The sequence below is a fragment of the Bacteroides sp. ZJ-18 genome (assembly GCF_011038705.2).
In the GTDB taxonomy this organism is placed as follows: Bacteria; Bacteroidota; Bacteroidia; order Bacteroidales; family Bacteroidaceae; genus Bacteroides; species Bacteroides hominis.
The window spans coordinates 829544-852698 of sequence record NZ_CP072198.1; the positions used below are offsets into that span (position 1 = coordinate 829544).

General features: G+C 40.1%; 18 protein-coding genes. 14 read left to right on the forward strand and 4 right to left on the reverse strand.

Features of this window, described 5'->3' with window-relative positions:
- Positions 1-99: 99 nt before the first annotated feature.
- The 5 genes from G7Y45_RS03395 to G7Y45_RS03415 all read left to right on the forward strand — a co-directional run bounded on the left by G7Y45_RS03395 (position 100) and on the right by G7Y45_RS03415 (position 5389).
- On the forward strand, positions 100-1485 hold the full coding sequence (locus tag G7Y45_RS03395; protein WP_032531535.1) for a DUF4932 domain-containing protein: 1386 nt from the start codon (positions 100-102) through the stop codon (positions 1483-1485).
- A gap of 220 nt (positions 1486-1705) precedes the next feature.
- A complete protein-coding gene (gene ychF, locus G7Y45_RS03400; RefSeq protein WP_005782865.1) occupies positions 1706-2809 on the forward strand; it encodes a redox-regulated ATPase YchF in 1104 nt (367 codons plus the stop codon).
- Between the two features lie 168 nt (positions 2810-2977).
- A complete protein-coding gene (locus tag G7Y45_RS03405; RefSeq protein ID WP_032535599.1) occupies positions 2978-3907 on the forward strand; it encodes a ketopantoate reductase family protein in 930 nt (309 codons plus the stop codon).
- Positions 3908-3917: 10 nt separating this feature from the next.
- Complete coding sequence (gene lgt, locus G7Y45_RS03410) at positions 3918-4751, forward strand: prolipoprotein diacylglyceryl transferase (protein ID WP_005782862.1); 834 nt, start codon at positions 3918-3920, stop codon at positions 4749-4751.
- Positions 4748-5389, forward strand: coding sequence for a chloramphenicol acetyltransferase (locus G7Y45_RS03415; protein ID WP_005812487.1), 642 nt, complete (start codon positions 4748-4750; stop codon positions 5387-5389). The genes lgt and G7Y45_RS03415 overlap by 4 nt, the downstream gene beginning before the upstream one ends.
- Here the strand turns inward: G7Y45_RS03415 and mutS are convergent, their stop codons facing one another.
- Positions 5390-8005: a DNA mismatch repair protein MutS gene (gene mutS / locus G7Y45_RS03420; protein ID WP_204368786.1), complete on the reverse strand. Its 2616-nt coding sequence runs from the start codon at positions 8003-8005 to the stop codon at positions 5390-5392.
- Positions 8006-8826: 821 nt separating this feature from the next.
- On the opposite strand from mutS, the gene G7Y45_RS19890 reads away from it, so the two are divergent.
- The 3 genes from G7Y45_RS19890 to G7Y45_RS03435 all read left to right on the forward strand — a co-directional run bounded on the left by G7Y45_RS19890 (position 8827) and on the right by G7Y45_RS03435 (position 13139).
- Positions 8827-9081 carry a hypothetical protein gene (locus tag G7Y45_RS19890; protein ID WP_234072666.1) on the forward strand — a complete coding sequence of 85 codons (255 nt, stop codon included), beginning with the start codon at positions 8827-8829 and terminating at the stop codon, positions 9079-9081.
- A 312-nt stretch (positions 9082-9393) separates the two neighbouring features.
- A complete protein-coding gene (gene leuS / locus G7Y45_RS03430; protein WP_005782854.1) occupies positions 9394-12225 on the forward strand; it encodes a leucine--tRNA ligase in 2832 nt (943 codons plus the stop codon).
- Between the two features lie 14 nt (positions 12226-12239).
- Positions 12240-13139 carry a YitT family protein gene (locus G7Y45_RS03435; protein WP_005782852.1) on the forward strand — a complete coding sequence of 300 codons (900 nt, stop codon included), beginning with the start codon at positions 12240-12242 and terminating at the stop codon, positions 13137-13139.
- Positions 13140-13455: 316 nt separating this feature from the next.
- Here G7Y45_RS03435 and G7Y45_RS03440 read toward each other — a convergent pair whose 3' ends face one another.
- Entirely contained in the window at positions 13456-13923 is a 468-nt protein-coding gene (locus G7Y45_RS03440; RefSeq protein ID WP_032531538.1) for a GNAT family N-acetyltransferase, read from the reverse strand.
- A 288-nt stretch (positions 13924-14211) separates the two neighbouring features.
- On the opposite strand from G7Y45_RS03440, the gene G7Y45_RS03445 reads away from it, so the two are divergent.
- Positions 14212-14796 carry a non-canonical purine NTP diphosphatase gene (locus G7Y45_RS03445; protein WP_005782848.1) on the forward strand — a complete coding sequence of 195 codons (585 nt, stop codon included), beginning with the start codon at positions 14212-14214 and terminating at the stop codon, positions 14794-14796.
- 504 nt (positions 14797-15300) lie between these two features.
- Here G7Y45_RS03445 and nadA read toward each other — a convergent pair.
- Complete coding sequence (nadA, locus tag G7Y45_RS03450; protein WP_022011334.1) at positions 15301-16293, reverse strand: quinolinate synthase NadA; 993 nt, start codon at positions 16291-16293, stop codon at positions 15301-15303.
- Between the two features lie 456 nt (positions 16294-16749).
- Between nadA and G7Y45_RS03455 the strand changes: the two genes are divergently transcribed.
- A complete protein-coding gene (locus G7Y45_RS03455) occupies positions 16750-17277 on the forward strand; it encodes an RNA methyltransferase (protein WP_005782842.1) in 528 nt (175 codons plus the stop codon).
- 76 nt (positions 17278-17353) lie between these two features.
- Here the strand turns inward: G7Y45_RS03455 and G7Y45_RS03460 are convergent, their stop codons facing one another.
- Positions 17354-17953, reverse strand: coding sequence for a DUF4294 domain-containing protein (locus tag G7Y45_RS03460; protein WP_022011333.1), 600 nt, complete (start codon positions 17951-17953; stop codon positions 17354-17356).
- A 119-nt stretch (positions 17954-18072) separates the two neighbouring features.
- On the opposite strand from G7Y45_RS03460, the gene G7Y45_RS03465 reads away from it, so the two are divergent.
- Genes G7Y45_RS03465 through G7Y45_RS03480 form a run of 4 tightly spaced genes read left to right on the forward strand, consistent with a single transcriptional unit; the run spans position 18073 to position 23111 of the window.
- Positions 18073-20100 carry a helix-hairpin-helix domain-containing protein gene (locus G7Y45_RS03465; protein WP_165016799.1) on the forward strand — a complete coding sequence of 676 codons (2028 nt, stop codon included), beginning with the start codon at positions 18073-18075 and terminating at the stop codon, positions 20098-20100.
- Between the two features lie 57 nt (positions 20101-20157).
- Positions 20158-20931, forward strand: a complete 774-nt coding sequence (locus G7Y45_RS03470) for a radical SAM protein (RefSeq protein ID WP_005782835.1) — start codon at positions 20158-20160, stop codon at positions 20929-20931.
- Between the two features lie 42 nt (positions 20932-20973).
- The gene (locus G7Y45_RS03475) at positions 20974-21480 is read left to right on the forward strand and encodes a flavin reductase family protein (protein WP_165016797.1); all 507 of its coding nucleotides are present in this window, start codon (positions 20974-20976) and stop codon (positions 21478-21480) included.
- Positions 21481-21500: 20 nt separating this feature from the next.
- Positions 21501-23111: an arylsulfatase gene (locus G7Y45_RS03480; protein WP_165016794.1), complete on the forward strand. Its 1611-nt coding sequence runs from the start codon at positions 21501-21503 to the stop codon at positions 23109-23111.
- The last annotated feature ends 44 nt before the right edge of the window (positions 23112-23155 follow it).

Below are 23155 nucleotides of genomic sequence, written 5' to 3' on the forward strand. Positions count from 1 at the left end.
TTTATACACTCAATATCAAAAAAGCATAGATAAGTGGTTGTATTAATTCCTATTTAATTACCTTTGTCAATATCATAACCTCCAAACACTTATTTCAATATGAGAAAGATCACCCTCATTATGTTTACGCTGCTAATCTGTGCAGCACAACAGGTAAAGGCACAAACTGACAGTATGCTCATCCGGCCGACAGTAGATAAGAGAGTCGAACTACTTAGCATTGTTTTCCGTTTAACGGGTAATCCGGAGTATAGCAAAAACGATTTCAAACTCTACACAGACCGCATCGAATCGCATTTTTCTCCATATAAAAACCACGAACTTATACTATTCGTACGCTCGTTGGTCAAGACTGACGGTGTTTCATACGATGCAGTGATGAGTATGGCTGTCAATCTCGACGACCAGTTCAATCTGCCCGAAGATTATGGTTCACTGGACTCTCGTTGGAATAGGAATCAAGTAGGGCCATTCATCAAACTGCTAAAGAAGTTTGTCAAAGACAGTCGTTTCGATGCCTTTTATCACTCAAACGAAAACTTATATAAAGAGGCTGTAAATCGTTTTATGCCTATTTACAAAAACATAGATATCCAATGGTATAATGACTTCTATGGGCAGAAGTCCAACGACCGGTTTCACATTATACTTTCAATGGGCAACGGTTCGGGAAATTATGGACCGAGTGTCACTGACAAGGAAAACGTACATAATGTCTTTTCAATCATGGGAGCATGGGTTACCGATTCCGTAGGAATGGTTGTTTATCCATCTGAATTAATCTTACCAATTTTAATCCACGAATTCAACCATTCGTTCGTAAGCTTCGATCCGGAAATGTTCCGCACAAGCGGCGAACAGATTTATGCTGCGGTTGGCGGACAAATGGCGCGCCAAGCCTATGGACAATGGTCTATTGTCCTCACCGAAGCAATGGTACGTGCGGCAGTCATAAAATACATGAAAGACCATAACTTCCCGGCTGTCGAAATCACCAAAGAAACCGTCATACAAAAAACACGTGGCTTTGTCTGGATAAGCAAGCTGGTCGATGAACTCGAGAAGTATGCCTCTGACCGCACGACATACCCGACTCTCAACAGCTATATGCCACGGCTGGCAGAAGCTTACACAGGCTTTGCCCAATACACCGCAAACTATGATTCTATCCGTCCCAAAGTAGTTTCGATCGACGAATTTACCAACGGCGATACAACCGTTCGGAGCGACATCAAAACTATTACTATCCACTTCGACCGTCCTTTGGTGGGCCGCGGATACTCTATCAATTATGGTCACCTCGGAATGGATGCAATGCCTAAGATTTTAAACGTCAACTACGCCAATGACAACCGTACTGTGATTATCGGAGTAGAATTGTTACCCGGAAAAGAGTATGGAATCACTCTTTTAGGGCTTTCTTTCCGCACTCCGGAAGGAGATGGCATAAAACCCTATGAAATTTCTTTCAGAACGGCACAGTGACATAAATTCTCTCTCATTGTCTGTGATCCAGGTAGTAAAAGGCAATCCCATTTTGGACAAAAAGGGAAAGCAGATGACTGCATTAGCCTAAAATTGATTATCTTTGCACCCCAAAACGGAATATTATTAGAGTAATTACTCTTTTTCAACTTTATAGGGTTACTCTTCCATTTGATAGAAATACACAACTGATTGATAATATAAAAAAGATTATAATATTATGGCATTGCAATGTGGTATTGTCGGACTACCCAACGTAGGTAAGTCAACACTTTTCAATTGTTTGTCCAACGCGAAAGCACAGGCGGCAAACTTCCCTTTTTGTACGATCGAACCGAACGTGGGTGTAATTACTGTACCTGACGAGCGTTTAAATAAACTGGCCGAATTGGTACATCCCAACCGTATTGTTCCTACAACGGTAGAAATCGTAGATATCGCCGGACTTGTGAAAGGTGCCAGTAAGGGCGAAGGACTGGGAAACAAATTTTTGGCTAACATTCGTGAAACCGATGCCATCATCCATGTACTCCGTTGCTTTGACGACGATAATGTAACTCATGTGGACGGAAGTGTGAATCCGGTACGGGATAAAGAAATCATCGATTACGAGTTGCAGCTAAAAGACCTGGAAACCATCGAGAGCCGCATACAGAAAGTGCAGAAACAAGCCCAAACGGGAGGTGATAAAGCTGCCAAGCAAGCTTATGACGTACTTGTGCAATTCAAGGATGCGCTGGAACAGGGCAAATCGGCACGTACAGTAACTTTTGAAACGAAAGACGAACAAAAAATAGCAAAAGAATTGTTTCTGCTCACCAGCAAACCTGTAATGTATGTTTGCAATGTAGACGAAGCGAGTGCAGTCAACGGAAACAAATATGTGGACATGGTACGTGAAGCCGTTAAGGACGAAGATGCCGAAATCCTCGTGGTAGCCGGAAAAACAGAGGCTGACATCGCCGAACTGGAAACTTACGAAGACCGCCAAATGTTCCTCGCCGAGATCGGTTTGGAAGAATCGGGCGTAGCACGCCTTATTAAATCGGCCTACAAACTGCTGAACCTTGAAACTTATTTCACTGCCGGCGTACAGGAAGTACGTGCCTGGACTTACGAAAAAGGTTGGAAAGCCCCACAGTGCGCCGGAGTAATCCATACCGATTTTGAGAAAGGATTTATCCGCGCAGAAGTAATCAAATATGAAGACTTCTTGCAATATGGCTCGGAGGCTGCTGTTAAAGAAGCCGGAAAGTTGGGCGTAGAAGGAAAAGAATACGTAGTACAGGATGGAGACATCATGCACTTCCGTTTCAATGTATAAGACATCTATTTTCAATTATAGACTGAGGAGCTGATCAAATGGTCAGCTCTTTTTTTCTCCTCCCCTCAAAACGAAAACTCCCCGCTTTCTAACACTATCTTCAAGCAAATCATTATCTTTGCGCCCGTATATTATGCCTAACAAGCAACACAAGAAAATATCATGAACATGGAAAGTACTAACAGACTTCGTTATCTTATCGCAGGAACCGGAGGCGTAGGCGGGAGTATCGCCGGCTTTCTGTCACTTGCCGGTAAAAACGTTACCTGCATTGCTCGCGGAGCACATCTGCAAGCGATACAACAGGACGGACTTAAACTGAAATCGGACTTAAAAGGTGAACATACATTACGGATAGACGCTTGCACGGCAGAAGAATATAACGGAAAAGCTGACGTGATATTTGTATGTGTTAAAGGATATTCCGTAGACTCCATCACAGAACTTATCAAACAGGCTTCCCATGAAAATACAATTGTAATTCCTATATTAAACGTATACGGTACCGGGCCGCGCATACAACGTCTGGTACCGGGAATCACTGTACTGGACGGATGTATCTACATCGTAGGGTTTGTTTCCGGACCGGGCGAAATCACTCAGATGGGAACTATTTTCCGTCTGGTATATGGTGCACACCGCGGAACCGTCGTTCCTGTGGGAATGATGGAAGCCGTACAGAGAGACTTACAGGAGAGCGGCATTAAAGTTGAAATCTCTCCTGATATTAATCGTGATACCTTCATTAAATGGTCTTTCATCTCGGCTATGGCAGTCACCGGAGCCTATTATAATGTTCCGATGGGAGAAGTGCAGAAACCGGGTAAGGTACGCGACACTTTCATTGGACTCTCTACCGAAAGTGCAGCCCTGGGAAAGAAACTTGGAATCGAATTTAAAGAAGATATAGTCACATACAATCTGAAAGTTATCGATAAGCTGGCTCCTGAGAGCACGGCATCCATGCAAAAAGACATAGCACGCGGACACGAATCAGAGGTACAGGGTCTGCTTTTCGATATGATAACAGCAGCTGAAGAACAGGACATTGATGTACCTACCTATCGGGAAGTTGCTAAAAAATTCATCAAACTATAAAGAAATAATTATGAACAACCTTCTTTTATCTATCAATTGGAATCCGAATCCGGAATTATTCAATCTTTTCGGCATCTCAATCCGTTATTACGGACTACTGTGGGCTATCGGAATATTCTTTGCTTATGTGGTAGTCCACTATCAGTACCGTGATAAGAAGATAGACGAAAAGAAGTTCGAACCGCTTTTCTTTTATTGTTTCTTCGGCATCCTCATCGGAGCACGATTAGGACATTGCCTGTTCTACGATCCGGCATATTACCTGAATCATTTCTGGGAAATGATACTTCCGGTCAAATTTCTTCCCGGAGGCGGATGGAAGTTCACGGGATATGAAGGACTGGCCAGCCACGGAGGTACGCTCGGACTGATTATTGCCCTTTGGCTTTACTGCCGTAAAACAAAGATGAATTATATGGATGTGGTAGACATGATTGCAGTAGCCACTCCTATCACAGCTTGTTTCATTCGCCTTGCCAACTTAATGAACTCTGAAATTATCGGTAAGGTAACAGATGTATCCTGGGCATTCGTTTTCGAACGGGTAGACATGCAACCCCGCCATCCGGCACAGCTTTACGAAGCAATAGCCTATTTTATCTTATTCCTGATTATGATGTTCCTTTATAAGAACTACAGCAAGAAACTACACCGGGGATTCTTCTTTGGACTTTGCCTGACAGCCATCTTTACCTTCCGTTTCTTCGTTGAATTCCTGAAAGAAAATCAGGTGGACTTTGAAAATGGTATGGCACTGAATATGGGACAATGGTTAAGTATTCCGTTCGTAATCATCGGTGTTTACTTTATGTTTTTCTATGGAAAGAAAAAGAGTGCAAAATGAAACATATTATTGATATTAAAACCTGGGAGAGAAAAGAAAATTACGAGTTTTTCCTTGGTTTCCAGAATCCTACTATTTCTATTACTTCAGAAGTAGAATGTTCGGGTGCCAAAACCCGTGCCAAAGCTGCCGGAGAATCCTTCTTCCTGCACTATCTTTATGCCGTGTTGCGTGCTGTCAATGAAATTAAAGAATTCCGGTTCCGCATCGATTCTGAAGGACAGGTAGTCTATTTCGATACAGTGGATATGCTGACTCCCATTAAAGTGGCAGATAACGGGCGTTTTTTTACTGTACGACTTCCCTGGCATCCTGATTTTAAAACTTTCCATACAGAAGCCAAAGCCATCATTAACAGAATAGATCCGGATAAAGACCCTTATGAAGCAGAAAAGACAGGAGGTAATGATCTACTGGATGTAGTGCTGCTCAGCGCCACTCCCGATTTATATTTTACCTCACTGACCTGTACGCAGGAACATCGTCACGGTAGTAATTACCCGTTGATGAATGCAGGTAAAGCCGTCATAAGAGGTGGTGTATTAGTGATGCCCATCGCTATGACCATTCATCATGGGTTTATTGACGGACACCACTTATCTCTATTTTATAAAAAGGTGGAAGAATTTCTTAAATAATTATTTGCCCCTGACTATTTTTTTGATATCGTTCAGTTTGTTTAATGCTTCAATCGGAGTCAGATTATTCACATCCAGATTAAGTATCTCATCCCGGATCTGACATAAGACCGGGTCATCAAGCTGAAAGAAACTCAACTGCATACCTCCACGATTCTCACTGACTTCTGCCAGCGGTTTACCTGAAATTCCCTGCTGGCGGTTGTCAGATTCGAGCTGCTTCAGAATTTCATTGGCACGTTTCACAATACTTTTAGGCATACCGGCCATCTTGGCCACATGGATACCGAAAGAGTGCTCACTTCCCCCCCTTTCAAGTTTCCGGAGGAAAATAACTTTGTTATCCACTTCCTTAACCGATACATTATAATTCTTTATGCGCTTAAAGGATTTCTCCATCTCGTTCAGTTCATGGTAGTGGGTAGCAAAAAGTGTACGTGCTTTTGCCTTCGGGTGCTCATGAATATACTCCACAATGGCCCAAGCTATAGATATTCCGTCATAAGTAGAAGTACCACGTCCCAATTCATCAAACAAAATGAGACTCCGGGAAGATACATTATTCAAAATATCAGATGCTTCATTCATCTCGACCATAAAAGTAGATTCTCCTACAGAGATATTGTCACTGGCACCGACACGTGTGAATATCTTATCCACCAATCCGATATGAGCACTCTCGGCCGGAACGAATGAACCAATCTGTGCAAGCAGGGTGATCAATGCAGTTTGTCTTAATAAAGCCGACTTACCGGCCATATTCGGACCCGTAATAATGATAATCTGCTGCGTTGCATTATCCAGCATCACATCATTAGCTATGTATTTCTCTCCAATCGGCAATTGCTTTTCAATTACCGGATGACGCCCTTGACGAATATCCAGCACATCACTGTCTTCAATAACCGGACGGATATAATTATTCTCTTTAGCTACATTGGCAAATGACAGCAAACAGTCAATGCGTGCTATTTGGTTAGCATTGATCTGAATGGCAGGAATAAACTCACTCAGCGCTTGCACCAATTCTGTATACAAGCGGGTCTCCAATACCAATATCTTATCTTCTGCACCCAGGATCTTTTCTTCATATTCTTTCAATTCCTGAGTAATGTAGCGCTCTGCATTTACCAATGTCTGCTTGCGTATCCACTCTTGCGGCACTTTATCTTTATGTACATTCCGCACTTCAATATAGTATCCGAAAACACTGTTATAGGCAATCTTCAAACTTGGTATTCCTGTCAGTTCGCTTTCACGCTGCTGTATCTGAAGCAAATAATCTTTACCCGAATAAGCTATCTGACGTAATTCATCCAGTTCCGGATTCACTCCGTCTTTAATGACTCCTCCCTTATTTATCAACAAAGGAGGATCATTATTAATTTCCTTCTCAATGCGGTCGCGAATAGAAATACAAAGATTTAACTGCTCTCCAATACGATTCAAACTGGGGTTATCAGCTTGCCGGCAAGCCTCTTTAATAGGTTCAATTGCTTGTAAAGCAACTTTTAACTGTACTACCTCACGTGGAGAAACCCGCCCGACGGCCACTTTCGAAATGATACGTTCCAAATCTCCGATCCGATGCAACTCGTCTTCGATCAACTCCCTGAAATCCGGTTTACGAAAAAAGTATTCTACTACATTTAATCGATCGTTAATAGGCTTCTCGTCTTTTAACGGAAATACCATCCAACGCTTCAGCAGACGCGCTCCCATAGGGCTGATAGTTTTATCGATTACATTGAGAAGGCTACTTCCACCATCATTCATGCTACCGATCAACTCCAGGCTGCGCACTGTAAATTTATCAAGACGTACATACTTGTCCTCTTCAATACGGGCTAATGAAGTGATATGCCCCACCTGAGTATGCTCCGTCATGTCCAGATATTGCAGAATAGCTCCGGAAGCAACAATACCGTTTTTAAGATGCTCGACTCCAAATCCTTTCAGATTTTTCGTCTCAAAATGTTTCAGTAACTTCTCCCGGGAACTGGATTCGGTAAATACCCAGTCATCCAGTTCAAAAGTAAAAAATTTACTTCCAAAGTTTCCTTCGAACATTCCACGTTTTCCACGTTCAAAAAGAACCTCTTTTGGGGCAAAATTATTCAGCAGCTTATCTACATAGTCAAAAGGTCCTTCTGCTGTCAAAAACTCTCCGGTAGAAATATCCAGAAATGCTATTCCACAAGCGGATTTTCCGAAATGAACAGCAGCCAGAAAGTTGTTTTCTTTATAATTTAAAACGTTATCATTGATAGAAACACCGGGAGTGACCAACTCCGTAATGCCACGCTTCACCAACTTTTTCGTTGTTTTGGGATCTTCAAGCTGATCACATATAGCCACCCGCTTACCGGCACGGATCAGCTTCGGCAAATAAGTATCTAATGCATGATGAGGAAAACCTGCCATTTCAATGGTTTTTCCTTTCCCATTGGCGCGTTTCGTGAGAGTAATTCCTAATATTTCAGCCGCAATAATCGCATCGGTAGAATAAGTTTCATAGAAGTCCCCACACCGGAACAGCATCACTGCATCCGGATGCTTAGCCTTCAGGTCAAGGAATTGTTTCATCATCGGGGTTAATTCAATATCATTGCTCACGGATAGTCTTCTTTTTTAAGTTCATAAATAACAAGGCAAAGATAAGGGTTTCCTACTAATCTACCTACCTTAACAGATAGTTTTACCATACCTAAAAAGATGTATATTTACTAACCTTACCAATTATCCCGCCAATAAAATCGGTTACACCAATTTCTAAATAAACCTTTCAAAAGGAGGTATATTTATTAATAACTTTATTAATTCCATTAAAATATATTATAATATACCGTTTTTCACCAGAATTATTTGCAGTTTTCGTGGAAAGCCGTACATTTGCAATGTGTTTTTCATAGTATTAGATTTAAGGTTAACAAAGGTTGGAGCAAGGCGTTGCTCCTTTTTTTATGTCCCTACTCCATGTCTCATCGGGAATCACGATAAACATCGTTTCAATCCGATTCACCACAAAAAATAGTAATTAAAGATCCTAAAACATTTAATAAACCGCACTTTTTTCTTAAAACGTGTTATAAAACATGCTTTTATTCTTGGATTATTTGCTATTCCCATGAAAAGCCGTACATTTGCAATGTGTTTTTCATAGTATTAGATTTAAGGTTAACAAAGGTTGGAGCAAGGCGTTGCTCCTTTTTTTATGTCCTTACTCCACAAATTCCAATAATTTCCCTTCCAAATGAATGTAATTCATTCCACACAGATGGTCACACTTTCTTCAAAGAGAGATTATTTTTTCCATTGATAATCAATATCAACCCGTCTCGCAATGGCATATTGAATTAGGAAAATATAAAGTAGCGGAAGATGCACGATACACACTGACAGATCCCAGAAAAAGTGTTTTTGATAATGCGGCGATATTGACTCTTATCGGAAAATGGGATAATAAACTCTTCTTTTCGGCAACAGCCAATAAACAAAATTATCTGCTCTACTATGATCTAAAAGAAAAGAAATCCGGTAATATCCGACTCCCCTATCCGCAATATTCATTCGCCATACCGGAAAAACACTCATTCATACCTAAATCCATGTCTGATAACGGAAAATATCTGATCTCGTATGAAATACAAGAAAATGATGAGAATCCGGTGATCATATTGGCCGAAAAATAAAAAAATCGGGATATATTCCATAAAGATTATATCCCGATCGTTATCCTTTCAGCACATCTTCGTGCTCAAACCTATTGAATGAATGTCATCATTTTTATCTTTTGAGTAATCATATGTCTAATCAATGATTACAAATATAAACACTAAAATTTAAATTATCAACAAATATAAGATTTTTATTTTCTGATCCTTCCCTTTCATACCTATTTTGTTTTTTAGCTATCTTCGTGGTTATCTGAAAATAATCATGTAAATTTGCTCCCTCATATTAAAGTATATATTATAAATCACTATAAACAAAAGGTTATCGCTATGGAATATAATTTCAGGGAGATCGAAAAGAAATGGCAGAAAATATGGGTAGACCACCATACCTACCAAGTAAATGAAGATGCATCCAAACAAAAATTCTATGTACTCAATATGTTCCCTTACCCTTCGGGAGCCGGATTACACGTAGGTCATCCGCTCGGATATATTGCTTCGGACATCTATGCACGTTATAAACGCCTGCAAGGATTTAATGTCCTGAATCCGATGGGTTATGATGCTTACGGACTGCCAGCCGAACAATATGCTATCCAGACCGGACAACACCCTGCAATTACTACCATCAATAACATCAACCGTTATCGTGAACAGTTGGATAAGATAGGATTTTCATTCGACTGGAACCGTGAAATACGTACTTGTGATCCCGAATATTATCACTGGACTCAATGGGCATTTATAAAAATGTTCAACAGCTATTACTGTAATGATGAAAAACAGGCACGTCCCATCGAAGAGTTGATCGAAGCCTTCGAAGCCAATGGAACGAAAAACATGAATATAGCCTGTGGTGAAGAAATGAATTTCACAGCCGACGAATGGAAAGCTAAGAGTGAAAAAGAACAACAGGAAATTTTAATGAACTACCGTATAGCCTATTTAGGCAATACGATGGTAAACTGGTGTCCGGCTTTGGGTACCGTACTTGCCAATGACGAAGTGGTTGACGGTGTTTCTGAAAGAGGCGGTTATCCGGTCATTCAAAAAGTGATGCGCCAGTGGTGTCTGCGTGTATCTGCTTATGCGCAGCGTTTACTTGACGGACTTGAAACCGTAGAATGGACTGACTCACTGAAAGAAACCCAACGTAACTGGATTGGACGTAGTGAAGGTGCTGAAATGAATTTCAAAGTGAAAGATTCCGATCTTGAATTTACCATCTTTACGACTCGTGCCGACACTGTATTCGGAGTTACTTTCATGGTGCTTGCCCCGGAAAGTGAATTGGTATCCCAATTAACGACCCCTGCACAAAAGGCAGAAGTAGACGCTTATCTGGAACGTACCAAAAAACGTACCGAACGCGAACGCATCGCCGATCGTAGTGTTAGTGGCGTATTCTCCGGAAGTTATGCCATTAATCCATTAACCAATGAACCTATACCGGTATGGATCAGTGATTATGTACTGGCAGGTTACGGTACTGGTGCCATCATGGCTGTACCTGCACACGACAGCCGTGACTATGCTTTTGCCAAACATTTCAATCTGGAAATTCGCCCGTTGATTGAAGGTTGCGATGTCAGTGAAGAAAGCTTCGATGCCAAAGAAGGCATCATGATGAATTCTCCCCGTCCGGGAACTCCTGAAGGGGGCCTCGTACTGAATGGCTTAACTGTAAAAGAAGCCATTGCTAAAACTAAAGAATATATCAAAGAAACCGGATTGGGACGTGTAAAAGTAAATTTCCGTTTACGTGACGCCATTTTCTCGCGTCAGCGTTATTGGGGCGAACCATTTCCGGTTTACTATAAAGACGGAATGCCTTACATGATCGATGAAAGTTGTCTCCCGTTAGAGTTGCCGGAAGTAGCTAAATTCCTTCCTACAGAAACAGGTGAGCCCCCATTGGGACATGCTACCAAATGGGCATGGGATACTGTCAACAAGTGTGTGACAGACAATGACAAAATCGACAATGTAACCATTTTCCCATTGGAACTGAATACAATGCCAGGCTTTGCAGGTTCTTCTGCCTATTATTTGCGTTATATGGATCCACGTAATCACGAAGCACTCGTTGCTCCTGCCGTAGATCAATACTGGAGAAATGTAGACCTGTATGTGGGCGGTACGGAACATGCTACCGGACACTTGATTTACTCACGTTTCTGGAATAAATTCCTGCATGATTTAGGCATATCTGTAGCTGAAGAACCTTTCCAGAAACTGGTCAATCAAGGAATGATACAGGGACGAAGCAACTTTGTTTATCGTATCAAAGATACCAATACTTTCGTATCTCTGAACCTGAAGGATCAATATGAGGTAACTCCTATTCATGTCGACGTAAATATTGTATCTAACGATATTCTCGATCTGGAAGCTTTCAAAGCATGGAGACCCGAATACGAAACTGCCGAATTCATCCTGGAAGACGGTAAATATATCTGTGGATGGGCTGTTGAAAAGATGAGTAAATCTATGTTCAATGTAGTTAATCCGGATATGATTGTCGAGAAATATGGCGCCGATACACTTCGTATGTACGAAATGTTCCTCGGACCGGTTGAACAATCCAAACCCTGGGACACGAACGGAATAGATGGCGTACATCGTTTCATTAAAAAATTCTGGTCGCTATTCTATGACAGAAACGGCGAGTATCTGGTAAAAGACGAACCGGCTACCAAAGACGAACTAAAGGCACTTCATAAGCTCATTAAGAAAGTAACCGGTGATATTGAACAGTTCTCCTACAATACTTCGGTAAGTGCTTTCATGATCTGTGTCAACGAACTCTCAAGTTTGAAATGCAGCAAAAAAGAAATATTGGAGCAGCTCGTTGTGGTCCTCGCTCCCTTCGCTCCCCATGTTTGCGAAGAATTATGGAATACATTAGGAAACACCACTTCCGTATGTGATGCACAATGGCCGGCATTTAATGAACAATACCTGGTAGAAGATACGGTTAATTACACGATTTCTTTCAATGGCAAAGCCCGTTTCAATATGGAGTTTCCTGCAGATGCCGCCAGCGATGTAATTCAAGCCACCGTACTTGCTGACGAACGCTCGTTGAAATGGACAGAAGGTAAAACACCGAAAAAAGTTATTGTAGTTCCGAAGAAGATTGTTAACGTTGTTATTTAATACCTACACACAAAATGATAAGCAAACCCACAAAATCCGATGTAATGCGAGAGTTGAGAGATTATATCTTTATCACTCTCGGACTGATAAGTTATGCGTTAGGCTGGACAGCCTTTCTTATTCCTTATCAGATTACTACAGGTGGAACAACCGGTATCGGTGCCATCATCTATTATGCAACAGGCTTTCCTATCCAATGGTCTTATTTCATCATCAATGCTGTGCTGATGACATTTGCCATTAAGATACTTGGTCCGAAGTTCAGTATAAAGACGACATATGCCATCTTTATGCTCACTTTCTTCTTATGGTTCTTCCAACTGGTTATTGTGGACGATAAAGGAGCTCCGCTTCAGTTGGTAGGAGAAGGTCAAGACTTCATGGCCTGTATTATCGGTGCCATCATGTGTGGACTCGGATTAGGGGTGGTATTCAATAATAACGGCAGCACAGGCGGTACTGATATCATTGCAGCCATTGTTAATAAATACAAGGATGTCACTCTTGGACGAATGATTATGTTTTGTGATATCATCATTATCAGTTCATGCTACTTCATCTTCAATGACTGGCGCAGAGTGATATTCGGTTTTGTTACCTTGTTCATCATTGGTTTTGTGCTGGACTACGTGGTTAACAGCGCCCGACAGTCTGTACAATTCTTTATCTTTTCGAAAGATTATGCAAAGATTGCCGACCGCATAACGAAAGAAACCCATCGGGGGGTAACCGTGCTTGACGGATTAGGCTGGTATAGCCAAAACAATGTAAAAGTATTAGTCGTGCTTGCCTATAAACGCCAGTCTCTCGACATCTTCCGCCTGGTGAAGGATATCGATCCGAATGCTTTCATTTCACAAAGCTCAGTAATCGGTGTATACGGCGAAGGATTCGACCGCCTGAAAATAAAATAAATCCAGAGCGAAAAAACAGATGAAAATAGAGCGTAGCGAAGAAGTTTGAAACTATATTCGTTACGCTCTATTTTTATTTGATTGAGGGCCAAAGAAAAGCCACATTAAAGCCAAACAGCACAGTATTTCCTGCCAAATATGTTGTAATCAATATATTACACATTTTTTATAGCTATCAATAAGTCATTATACACTATTTTGTAACCTAAAAGGAGTTGCAAAATGAATAAACACGAAACCTTATCACAAGAGGCACATACTCAAATGAATTCGCATTTTACGAAAATCTTTAAATAGAAAACAGACCAAAAGTCCATTATTTAAACCTCCCTTTAAATTCCATACTGTACATATCGAATCCTTCAGACCAATAATCTTTTTTGATTTCATTCAAAACAAATCCATGTTTTTCATAAAATCTATAGGTCAATTGCGAAGTTCTGACGGTTATTTTTTGAACACTATCAATAGTTTTCAATACCGAAATTCTATGTTTTAGCAGTTTCGTCCCTAACTTTTTTCCTTGAAATGTAGGGTGTATAATATCCCAACTTATTTTCCCAATAGTTCTGTTTTCAGCAAAATTTATCCCACCACAACCTACTATCTGTCCATCTACAAGTAAAACGTAATAAAATTCTATTTCTTTCTCCAAATACTTACTTAAATCAGATTCTTCCTCCGCTGCAAAAAAATCAGGAATATTCAGTCTGATTAAATTCATCACTGCATCCTTATCTGCCGGCAAGTACTCTCTAATTATAATTAATTCTGCTAATTTCATAAAATATACATCTAAAATTCCAACACAAAGGTATCACATTTATTGTTAGGCTTACACATCAGCAGATATCTATGAAGAATTGAATAACCTAAATTAAGAAGTCAATATTTGTACATTCAGAGAATTGTTATACTTTTGTATCCAGAAAGAGTTATTTGACAGTATAGCACCGCAAATCGCTGAAAATCGAACCATTGCTAACTTGTTATCTCTGTTTCTCAAGAACCTCACTAATTATTCTCAATCGGTTAAGTCAAATCGATTAAAATCTAAAATAAATAACAGACAATGAAACGTAAACTTGTTTTTGCCACTAATAATGCACATAAACTGGAAGAAGTATCATCCATATTAGCAGATAAAGTTGAACTGCTCAGCCTTGACGATATAAACTGCCATACAGATATTCCCGAAACAGCGGACACTCTGGAAGGTAATGCGTATCTGAAATCATCCTTTATTTACCAAAACTATGGATTGGACTGTTTTGGTGATGACACCGGATTGGAAGTTGAAGCATTGGGAGGGGCTCCCGGTGTATATTCGGCTCGCTTTGCCGGAGGAGAAGGACATAATGCAGAAGCCAACATATTGAAACTCATGCAGGAGCTGGAAGGAAAAGAAAACCGCAGAGCACAGTTTCGTACTGCCATTTCGCTTATTCTGGACGGAAAAGAGTATCTTTTTGAAGGAGTGATAAAAGGCGAAATAATCAAGGAAAAAAGAGGTAATTCAGGCTTTGGATATGATCCTGTATTCATCCCCGAAGGATATGACCGGACTTTTGCAGAACTGGGAAATGAAATAAAAAATAAAATCAGTCATCGTGCTTTAGCCGTAAACAAATTATGCGAATTTCTCCGCTCCATCTGATTGATAAAAACGGATAGATAAATGAATCCTCCGGAGGAATGTAATTTTCCTCCGGAGGATTCTATTTTTATATCTCCTGCTAAGAGAGATTATAGTATAACACAACAGCGTGTATATAACGAACTCTTTTTGCACTTTATCCAGTCCAAAACTTTAAATCTCCATTATCAAAACATCCGGATGTTTTGATATATAACATGGGGATCTTTTCATATAAAACATCCCCATGTTTTTGCGTTATAATTCTAACTTTAGTTCTTTTAATACCATTACTTCTCTATCATTCTTTACCAACTTTTTCATCCCTTCTTTAAAGAATAGCTTCCGATTGAATGAACCTGCTCTATCAAATTATCTATATTCTATTATTAACAGAGATTTCAACTATCTCTGTTAATAACAAAGAGCCGTATTATACCTTTATATATAAGTATAATACAACTCTTTCATATCATAGATCTATCAATTATTAACCGTAAAGTTAACTATTTATTCACAGCCTGTTTATAAACCCAGTTTCTCTGAAATTTCCAACATTCGTTTAATCGGTTTCACTGCTTCTTTAGCAACTTCCGGGTCAACAGTTACTTCAGGGAATTCATATTTAAGGCAATTATAGAGCTTTTCCAGCGTGTTCAGCCGCATGAAGTTACATTCATTGCATCCGCAGGTACTATCGTTAGGAGGGGCAGGAATGAATGTTTTTTGCGGGCACTTCTTTTGCATTTCATGTATGATGCCTGCTTCGGTAGCTACAATAAACCGTTGCTTGTCACTGTTCACTGCATATTTTAATAAGGCAGCCGTAGACCCCACTACATCGGCCAGTTTCAATACTACACTTTTACACTCAGGATGTGCCAGTACTACGGCATCGGGATATTGAGCTTTTAACTCCACTATTTTCTCCACCGAGAATTGTTCATGCACATGACAAGCTCCGTCCCATAACAGCATTTCACGTCCTGTGATCGAGTTTATATAATTCCCCAGATTACGGTCCGGTCCGAAAATAATTTTTTCATCTTTCGGGAAACTTTCCACAATCTGTTTTGCGTTAGTCGAAGTAACCACCACATCCGTCACTGCTTTGACTGCTGCCGTTGTATTTACGTACGAAATCACCGTATATCCCGGATGTTCCTTCACAAAGGCAGCAAACTTATCTGCGGGACAACTGTCTGCCAATGAACATCCCGCATTCAAATCGGGTACTAATACCTTCTTTTCCGGACAAAGCACTTTTGCAGTTTCACCCATGAAATGAACTCCACACATCACAAGAATATCCGCATCGGTTTTAGCCGCGATTTGAGCCAGAGCCAGACTGTCGCCAATGTAGTCGGCAATATCCTGTATTTCGCCTTTCTGGTAATAGTGTCCCAAGATTACTGCATTCTTTTCTTTTTTCAGTTCATTGATGGCTGCTTTCAGATCAATGCTTTTGTCTACGGGCTCGTCAACGAATCCCTTATTCACCCATTCTTCTCGATTCATTATATTCTTATTTTTTCTCTTCTTTTAAAAAGAAATCCTTTGTTAGTGATTATAGCCTGTTAATAGTGTTAGCAAATAAACTGGCTTTTTCTTGCCAGATAAGTTATTAGTTACTTATCTAAGTTTATAATCAGTTTATGAACGTGTCTATTTATTGATAATAAGCTATATTGCTAACTTCATTAACACCTTGTTGATAAAGTGCAAAGTTAAAAACTTTATGGATATAAACAGGCTAATTAGTACTGAAAAATCTGTTGAAGTATGCTTGGAAAGTTGAAGCTAACTTTTTTGTATTGTTCATATCCCGTTGCTCTTATACCTTCATTTGAATAATGCAAGAATTAGTTTTCAAAATATATGCTGATTCTTTTGACAGGTTTTAAACCGTTATCAACACCTATGTTAACAAGAAAAGAATTACTTTTGCAACATACTAACAGAAACGACATCATCATGCGAAAATTGAAAATAACCGAGCTGAACCGGATAAGTATAGAAGAGTTTAAAGAAGCTGATAAATTGCCTTTAGTTGTAGTGTTGGATGATATACGGAGCTTGCATAATATCGGTTCTGTGTTTCGTACGGCAGATGCTTTCCGGATTGAATGTATTTATCTGTGTGGAATTACGGCTACTCCTCCCCATCCCGAGATGCATAAGACAGCTTTGGGAGCCGAGTTTACAGTGGATTGGAAGTATGTTAATAACGCAGTTGAAACGGTTGATAACCTCCGGAGTGAAGGATATGTGGTATACTCTGTCGAACAGGCGGAAGGGAGTATCATGTTGGATGAGTTAACACTGGACCGTTCGAAGAAATATGCTGTAGTTATGGGAAATGAAGTAAAAGGAGTGCAGCAGGAGGTTATTGACCATTCGGATGGTTGCATTGAGATTCCCCAATATGGCACAAAGCATTCTTTGAACGTGTCGGTAACAGCGGGAATTGTTATCTGGGACTTATTTAAGAAGTTGAAATAGGATATTGGTAGGCTGTTGATAAACAATTTATAGTTGGTTTCGAAGCTATTAATTGCTTGGTTATTAAGCAGCGGATTTACAATTGTCCGCTTTCCACTAATACTATCACGCGTTCAGTCAGCTTATCTTCTCCTTCGGGGTCATATTGTTTTTTTAAACTGGCTCCGAAAAGAGCGGCAAATGTCTGATAGAAGCCTGCTTTAAAAGGCCCCATGAATGCTTTTACCAGTTCATAAGAACTCTGATGACTTTGGCGGTCTACCAACTTTATCAACAGCTTGCCTTGTGCAAAAGAGAGTTTTTTCATTCGTGGAGTATATTGTTCCTTCAACCCTTTTTCTACTCGTTTAATATGGCGTTGCCGGGCTTTTTCATTAGGTAAAGTTTGTAAGTATTCGTAAGTTTCAATGATAGTCTGGTTAATTTCTCTGGCAATGGGATATACCTTTTTTACGTTTCTCACTAATTTGTAATATTCCATCTGCTCCTTCTTATTCCTGAATTTTAAAGGCTTGAATATGTGGATGGTCGGAATCTGAAAGGCAGGTATTGTATCACCGTTATAAACACACATAGGTACCAGATATCCACCGAGATTTGTTTTTTCCTGTGCCTGTGATGCAGAAGAAAACAATAAGGCGATGGATAACATCAGTAGTCCTATGATAAGCCTCATATTCATTTTGCAAAAATAAGGGAATAAATTTATATTTATGATTTTCCTTGCAGCATTAACCTATTTAAATTATCTTCGACAACTCGTTTGCTATTTAAAACACAATAATCACACATGAAATGAATAGATATATATCTATATTCTGTGTATTTCTACTTGTTAATATAGCGTTGATAACTTCTACTTGCCATGCTCAGAATAATTCGGATTATCCTTGGGAGGACATAATGGAAAACCTGTCAATAGCCGATGAAGAAGGGGATACGCGCAATTGGGAGAATGAATTGGAGGAATTAACCGATCTTGTTAACAACCCTGTTAATATAAACTCTGTCACTAAAGATCAACTTCAACGTTTTCCTTTTCTCAGCAACATTCAGATTGAGAATCTGCTTGCGTACATTTATATTCACGGATCGATGCAGACTATCTATGAACTTCAATTTGTAGAGGGGATGGATCGACAAACTATCCGATATCTGGTTCCTTTTGTCTGTGTAGAGCCTGTTGATAAGAAAGAGTCTGTTACGTTAAAGCAGATTTTAAAATATGGAAAACATGAAGTGGTGACTCGTATGGATGTGCCTTTGTATAGACGTAAGGGATATGAGAAAAATTACCTGGGTCCTGCTGTTTATAACTCGGTGAAATACGGATTTCATTATCGGGAAACAGTTTATGCAGGCATAGTTGCCGAGAAAGATAGCGGCGAACCTTTCGGAGCTTTACATAATAAGCAGGGATACGATTACTACTCTTTCTATCTACTCCTTCATGATATAGGAATACTGAAAACGGGAATTGTAGGAAACTATCGGTTGAATTTCGGTCAGGGACTGGTACTCGGACAAGGTTCTATGTTTGGAAAAACAGCTTATTCTTCGTCTTTCACTTTCAGAAATACAGGGATACGCAGACATGCTTCTACCGATGAATATAATTATTTCCGTGGGAGTGCCATAGCTTTAAAATGGAAACAATGGACACTTTCTATGTTTTATTCACATCGTTCGTTCGATGGAGTGATAAAAGACGGTGAAATTACCTCGATTTATAAAACAGGTTTACACCGAAGCAAAAAGGAAGCTGATAAAATGAATCAATTGGTTATGCAGATGGGCGGAGGAAATATCAGCTATACCGGGAATAGTTATCAACTGGGTATAACCGGTGTTTACTACTGTTTTAACAGGTCTTATGAACCGGAACTTAAAGGCTATTCAAAATACAATCTGCATGGTCGTTCTTTTTATAATCTGGGTATGGATTATAAATATCGTTTTCATCGTTTTTCTATACAAGGAGAAGCAGCTTTGGGGATCAGTGGCATGGCTTTTATGAATCAGGTACTTTATTCTCCTTTACAAGATATACGGTTGATGTTGGTTCACCGTTATTATTCACATGATTATTGGGCTATGTTTGCTCATTCATTTAGTGAAGGAAGTAGTGTTCAGAATGAAAACGGATGGTATTTAGCTGCTTCTGTAAATCCTTTCAATCGCTGGACGTTTTTCATTTCTGCCGATCTGTTTTCTTTTCCCTGGTGGAGGTACCGGATAAGTAAGGCTTCGAAAGGAATGGATCTGTTCTTTCAGGCAGATTACGTTCCGTCGAAAACGGTTGATATGTATGTGAATTACCGTTATAAACGGAAAGAGCGTGATGTGACCGGTACGAAGGGAAAGGTGATTCTGCCTACCTATCATCACCGGCTGCGTTATCGTTTGAACTATTTACCCTGTTCTTCGTTATCTTTCCGGACAACGGTAGATTATAACCATTTTCATTCATACGGGAAAACGGCGGGGAAAGGTTATCAACTGACGCAAAAGGTCGGATGGAAACTTTCCCGGTTGCCTCTGACAACAGAATTGCAAGGTAGTTATTTCCATACAGACGATTATGATTCACGTATTTATATCTACGAGAAAGGGTTGCTGTATTCTTTTTATACTCCATCTTTTCAGGGAGAAGGTATTCGACTGGCTATTCATTTTCGCTATGATATGAACAAGCATTGGACAGTAATTGCCAAGCTCGGACAAACTACGTATTTTGATCGTGATGAAATAGGTTCCGGCAACGACCTGATCAGGGGAAATAAAAAAACGGATATACAAATGCAGCTGCGTCTAAAGTTTTAGTAATTTTGTAGAAATTCAAAACAGTTTCTAAGATTGAACGATTAAACAGAATTAAGTATGACTATTATTTTTCCTTCTCCCATATTCGGACCGGTTCATTCACGCCGGTTAGGGGTCTCACTTGGAATAAATTTACTTCCTTCCGACGGAAAAGTATGTTCTTTCGATTGCATTTATTGTGAATGTGGTTACAATGGCGAACATCGTCCTAAATCTTCATTACCGACCCGCGAAGAAGTCCGTATGGCTCTGGAAGATAAATTGAAAGAGATGAAAAGTAACGGACCTGCTCCCGATGTACTGACTTTCGCCGGAAACGGTGAGCCGACTGCTCATCCTCACTTTCCGGAGATTATCAACGATACACTTGCTTTGCGTGATGCTTACTTTCCGGATGCAAAGGTGAGTGTGCTCAGTAATGCTACTTTTATCAACCGTCCGGCTGTATTCGATGCATTGAATAGGGTGGATAATAATATTTTGAAGTTGGACACGGTGGATGAAGAGTATATTCGGACTGTAGATCGTCCGAACGGACGATACGATCTGAATGGAACAGTCGGACTTTTAAAAGCTTTTAAAGGCAATTGTATCGTGCAGACTATGTTTATGAAAGGAAAATATAAGGGGAAAGATGTGGATAATACTTCTGACAAGTATGTACTTCCCTGGCTGGAAGTTGTGAAGGATATCGCCCCGAGACAGGTAATGATTTATACGATCGATCGGGAAACTCCCGATCAGGACTTGCAGAAAGCCACTCCCGAGGAGTTAGACCGGATTGTGGCTCTTCTTACGAAAGAGGGACTTTCGGCCTCTGCTTCTTATTGAAAATTATTTTTAATATGTCATTTATAAACAGATTTTAATAGGATGAAATCAATTGATATCAACGAACTTACTGATAATTTCTTTGAGTCCATCAGTAAAGAATGGATGCTGGTAACTGCCGGTAATAAAGATGCGTTTAATACCATGACCGCCAATTGGGGAGGTATTGGTTTTTTGTGGAATAAACCAGTGGTTTATGTTTTTATTCGTCCGGAAAGATATACGTTCGATTTTATACAAAATAACGATTATTTTACTCTTTCTTTTTTAGGACAGGAGAATAAGGCCATACATAAAATATGCGGTTCTAAGTCGGGACGTGAAGTAGATAAGATAAAAGAAACCGGATTAAAGCCAATTATTACGGATAAAGGTAATGTTCTGTTTGAACAGGGAAGACTTAATATGGAATGTCGGAAAATGTACACAGATGTGTTGAAGAAAGAAAATTTTCTGGATCCGTCTGTCTATGAACAGTGGTATACTACCCATGGAGGTCTGCATCATGTCTATGTGGCAGAGATTACAGGAGTGTGGATAAAAGAGTAAATTTTAAATCATTTGAACCTATGAAAAACAATTATCTGATATGTTCCCTGCTGTTTACCACGGGTATGCAGAATGCTTGGGGAGTCCAAGCGACAAACCATAAAACAAATCCGGATAAAACGAAACCCAATATTATTCTGATTTTGTGTGATGATATGGGATTTTCTGATTTATCGTGTTACGGGGGAGAAGTGCATACGCCCAATATTGATTTCTTGGCGGAAAACGGAATACGTTTCAGCCAGTTTAAGAACACAGGGCGCAGTTGTCCCAGCAGAGCTGCTTTGTTGACAGGCAGATACCAACACGAAGTAGGTATGGGTTGGATGACTGCTGTAGATGAACATCGTCCCGGATATAGAGGTCAAATATCAGAGCAATATCCTACTATCGCAGAAGTGTTTCGGGAAAACGGATATCATACTTATATGAGTGGTAAATGGCATGTTACCGTTGACGGTGCATTCTCCAAGCCGAATGGAAGCTATCCGGTTGAGCGGGGATTCGAAAAATACTATGGTTGTCTTTCTGGAGGTGGAAGTTATTATACTCCGAAACCCGTATATTCCGGGTTACAGCATATTGCAGAGTTTTCAGAAGACTATTATTATACCACAGCCATTACCGACTCTGCCGTTAGTTTTATCCGTCAGCATCCGGTTGATGAGCCTATGTTTATGTATTTGGCCCACTATGCCCCTCATTTACCTTTGCAGGCTCCTAAAGAAAGAGTGGACGCTTGCCGTGAAAGATATAAAGTGGGATATGATGTGTTGCGTAAACAGCGTTTCGAGCGCATCCGGAAAAATGGTTTAACGGATTCCGAAAAACAGCTGCCGGTATTTGAGAGGGAATTCAGAGGAAAACGGCCGGCCTGGGATAGTCTTACTCCGCAGCAACAGGAACGTTGGATTACGGAGATGGCTACTTATGCCGCTATGATTGAAATTATGGATGATGGTATTGGAGAAGTAATAAAGACCACTGAAGAAAAAGGTATATTTGATAATACCGTATTTTTATTCTTAAGTGATAATGGAGCCACCAATGAAGGTGATCTGATCACACAGCTGCGGGCTGATTTGAGCAATACTCCTTTCCGCAGTTACAAACAATGGTGTTTTCAGGGAGGTACCAGTTCACCTTTGATTGTAATGTATGGAGGCGGGCAACCTGATGGGAAGAAAGGAGTGGTTTGTCATGAATTCACTCACATTATCGATCTTTTTCCCACTTGTCTGGATATAGCTTCTGTGAAATATCCCCGGGAGTTTAGGAATCATTCGATTAATGCTCCGGAAGGTAGAACCATTTTTCCGGCATTAAAAGGAAAGAAGCTACCGAAAAGAGATTTGTTTTTCGAACATCAGACATCTTGTGGAATCATATCCGGGGACTGGAAGTTAGTCAGGGCCAATGGTAAGCAACCCTGGGAGTTGTTCCATTTATTGCAGGATCCGTTTGAGCAAAACGATTTGTCTGCCAATTATCCGGAAAAAGTAAAAACACTGGAGAAAAAATGGGATGAATGGGCAGAGAAGCAACACGTATTTCCATTTGAATACAGGCCATGGACAGAACGTATCAATTATTATAAATCGCTGTATCCCGATCAGTCCGGGAAAGATTAAATACTTGAGTAAAGTAAGTAAGAGGAGTTGTATCAAAACTCTTT

Bases quoted from the DNA above. Each gene is read 5' to 3' on its own strand.
- G7Y45_RS03395 (WP_032531535.1), top strand. From the start codon at position 100: ATGAGAAAGATCACCCTCATTATGTTTACGCTGCTAATCTGTGCAGCA.
- ychF (WP_005782865.1), top strand. From the start codon at position 1,706: ATGGCATTGCAATGTGGTATTGTCGGACTACCCAACGTAGGTAAGTCA.
- G7Y45_RS03405 (WP_032535599.1), top strand. From the start codon at position 2,978: ATGGAAAGTACTAACAGACTTCGTTATCTTATCGCAGGAACCGGAGGC.
- lgt (WP_005782862.1), top strand. From the start codon at position 3,918: ATGAACAACCTTCTTTTATCTATCAATTGGAATCCGAATCCGGAATTA.
- G7Y45_RS03415 (WP_005812487.1), top strand. From the start codon at position 4,748: ATGAAACATATTATTGATATTAAAACCTGGGAGAGAAAAGAAAATTAC.
- leuS (WP_005782854.1), top strand. From the start codon at position 9,394: ATGGAATATAATTTCAGGGAGATCGAAAAGAAATGGCAGAAAATATGG.
- G7Y45_RS03435 (WP_005782852.1), top strand. From the start codon at position 12,240: ATGATAAGCAAACCCACAAAATCCGATGTAATGCGAGAGTTGAGAGAT.
- G7Y45_RS03440 (WP_032531538.1), bottom strand. From the start codon at position 13,923: ATGAAATTAGCAGAATTAATTATAATTAGAGAGTACTTGCCGGCAGAT.
- G7Y45_RS03445 (WP_005782848.1), top strand. From the start codon at position 14,212: ATGAAACGTAAACTTGTTTTTGCCACTAATAATGCACATAAACTGGAA.
- nadA (WP_022011334.1), bottom strand. From the start codon at position 16,293: ATGAATCGAGAAGAATGGGTGAATAAGGGATTCGTTGACGAGCCCGTA.
- G7Y45_RS03455 (WP_005782842.1), top strand. From the start codon at position 16,750: ATGCGAAAATTGAAAATAACCGAGCTGAACCGGATAAGTATAGAAGAG.
- G7Y45_RS03460 (WP_022011333.1), bottom strand. From the start codon at position 17,953: ATGAGGCTTATCATAGGACTACTGATGTTATCCATCGCCTTATTGTTT.
- G7Y45_RS03465 (WP_165016799.1), top strand. From the start codon at position 18,073: ATGAATAGATATATATCTATATTCTGTGTATTTCTACTTGTTAATATA.
- G7Y45_RS03470 (WP_005782835.1), top strand. From the start codon at position 20,158: ATGACTATTATTTTTCCTTCTCCCATATTCGGACCGGTTCATTCACGC.
- G7Y45_RS03475 (WP_165016797.1), top strand. From the start codon at position 20,974: ATGAAATCAATTGATATCAACGAACTTACTGATAATTTCTTTGAGTCC.
- G7Y45_RS03480 (WP_165016794.1), top strand. From the start codon at position 21,501: ATGAAAAACAATTATCTGATATGTTCCCTGCTGTTTACCACGGGTATG.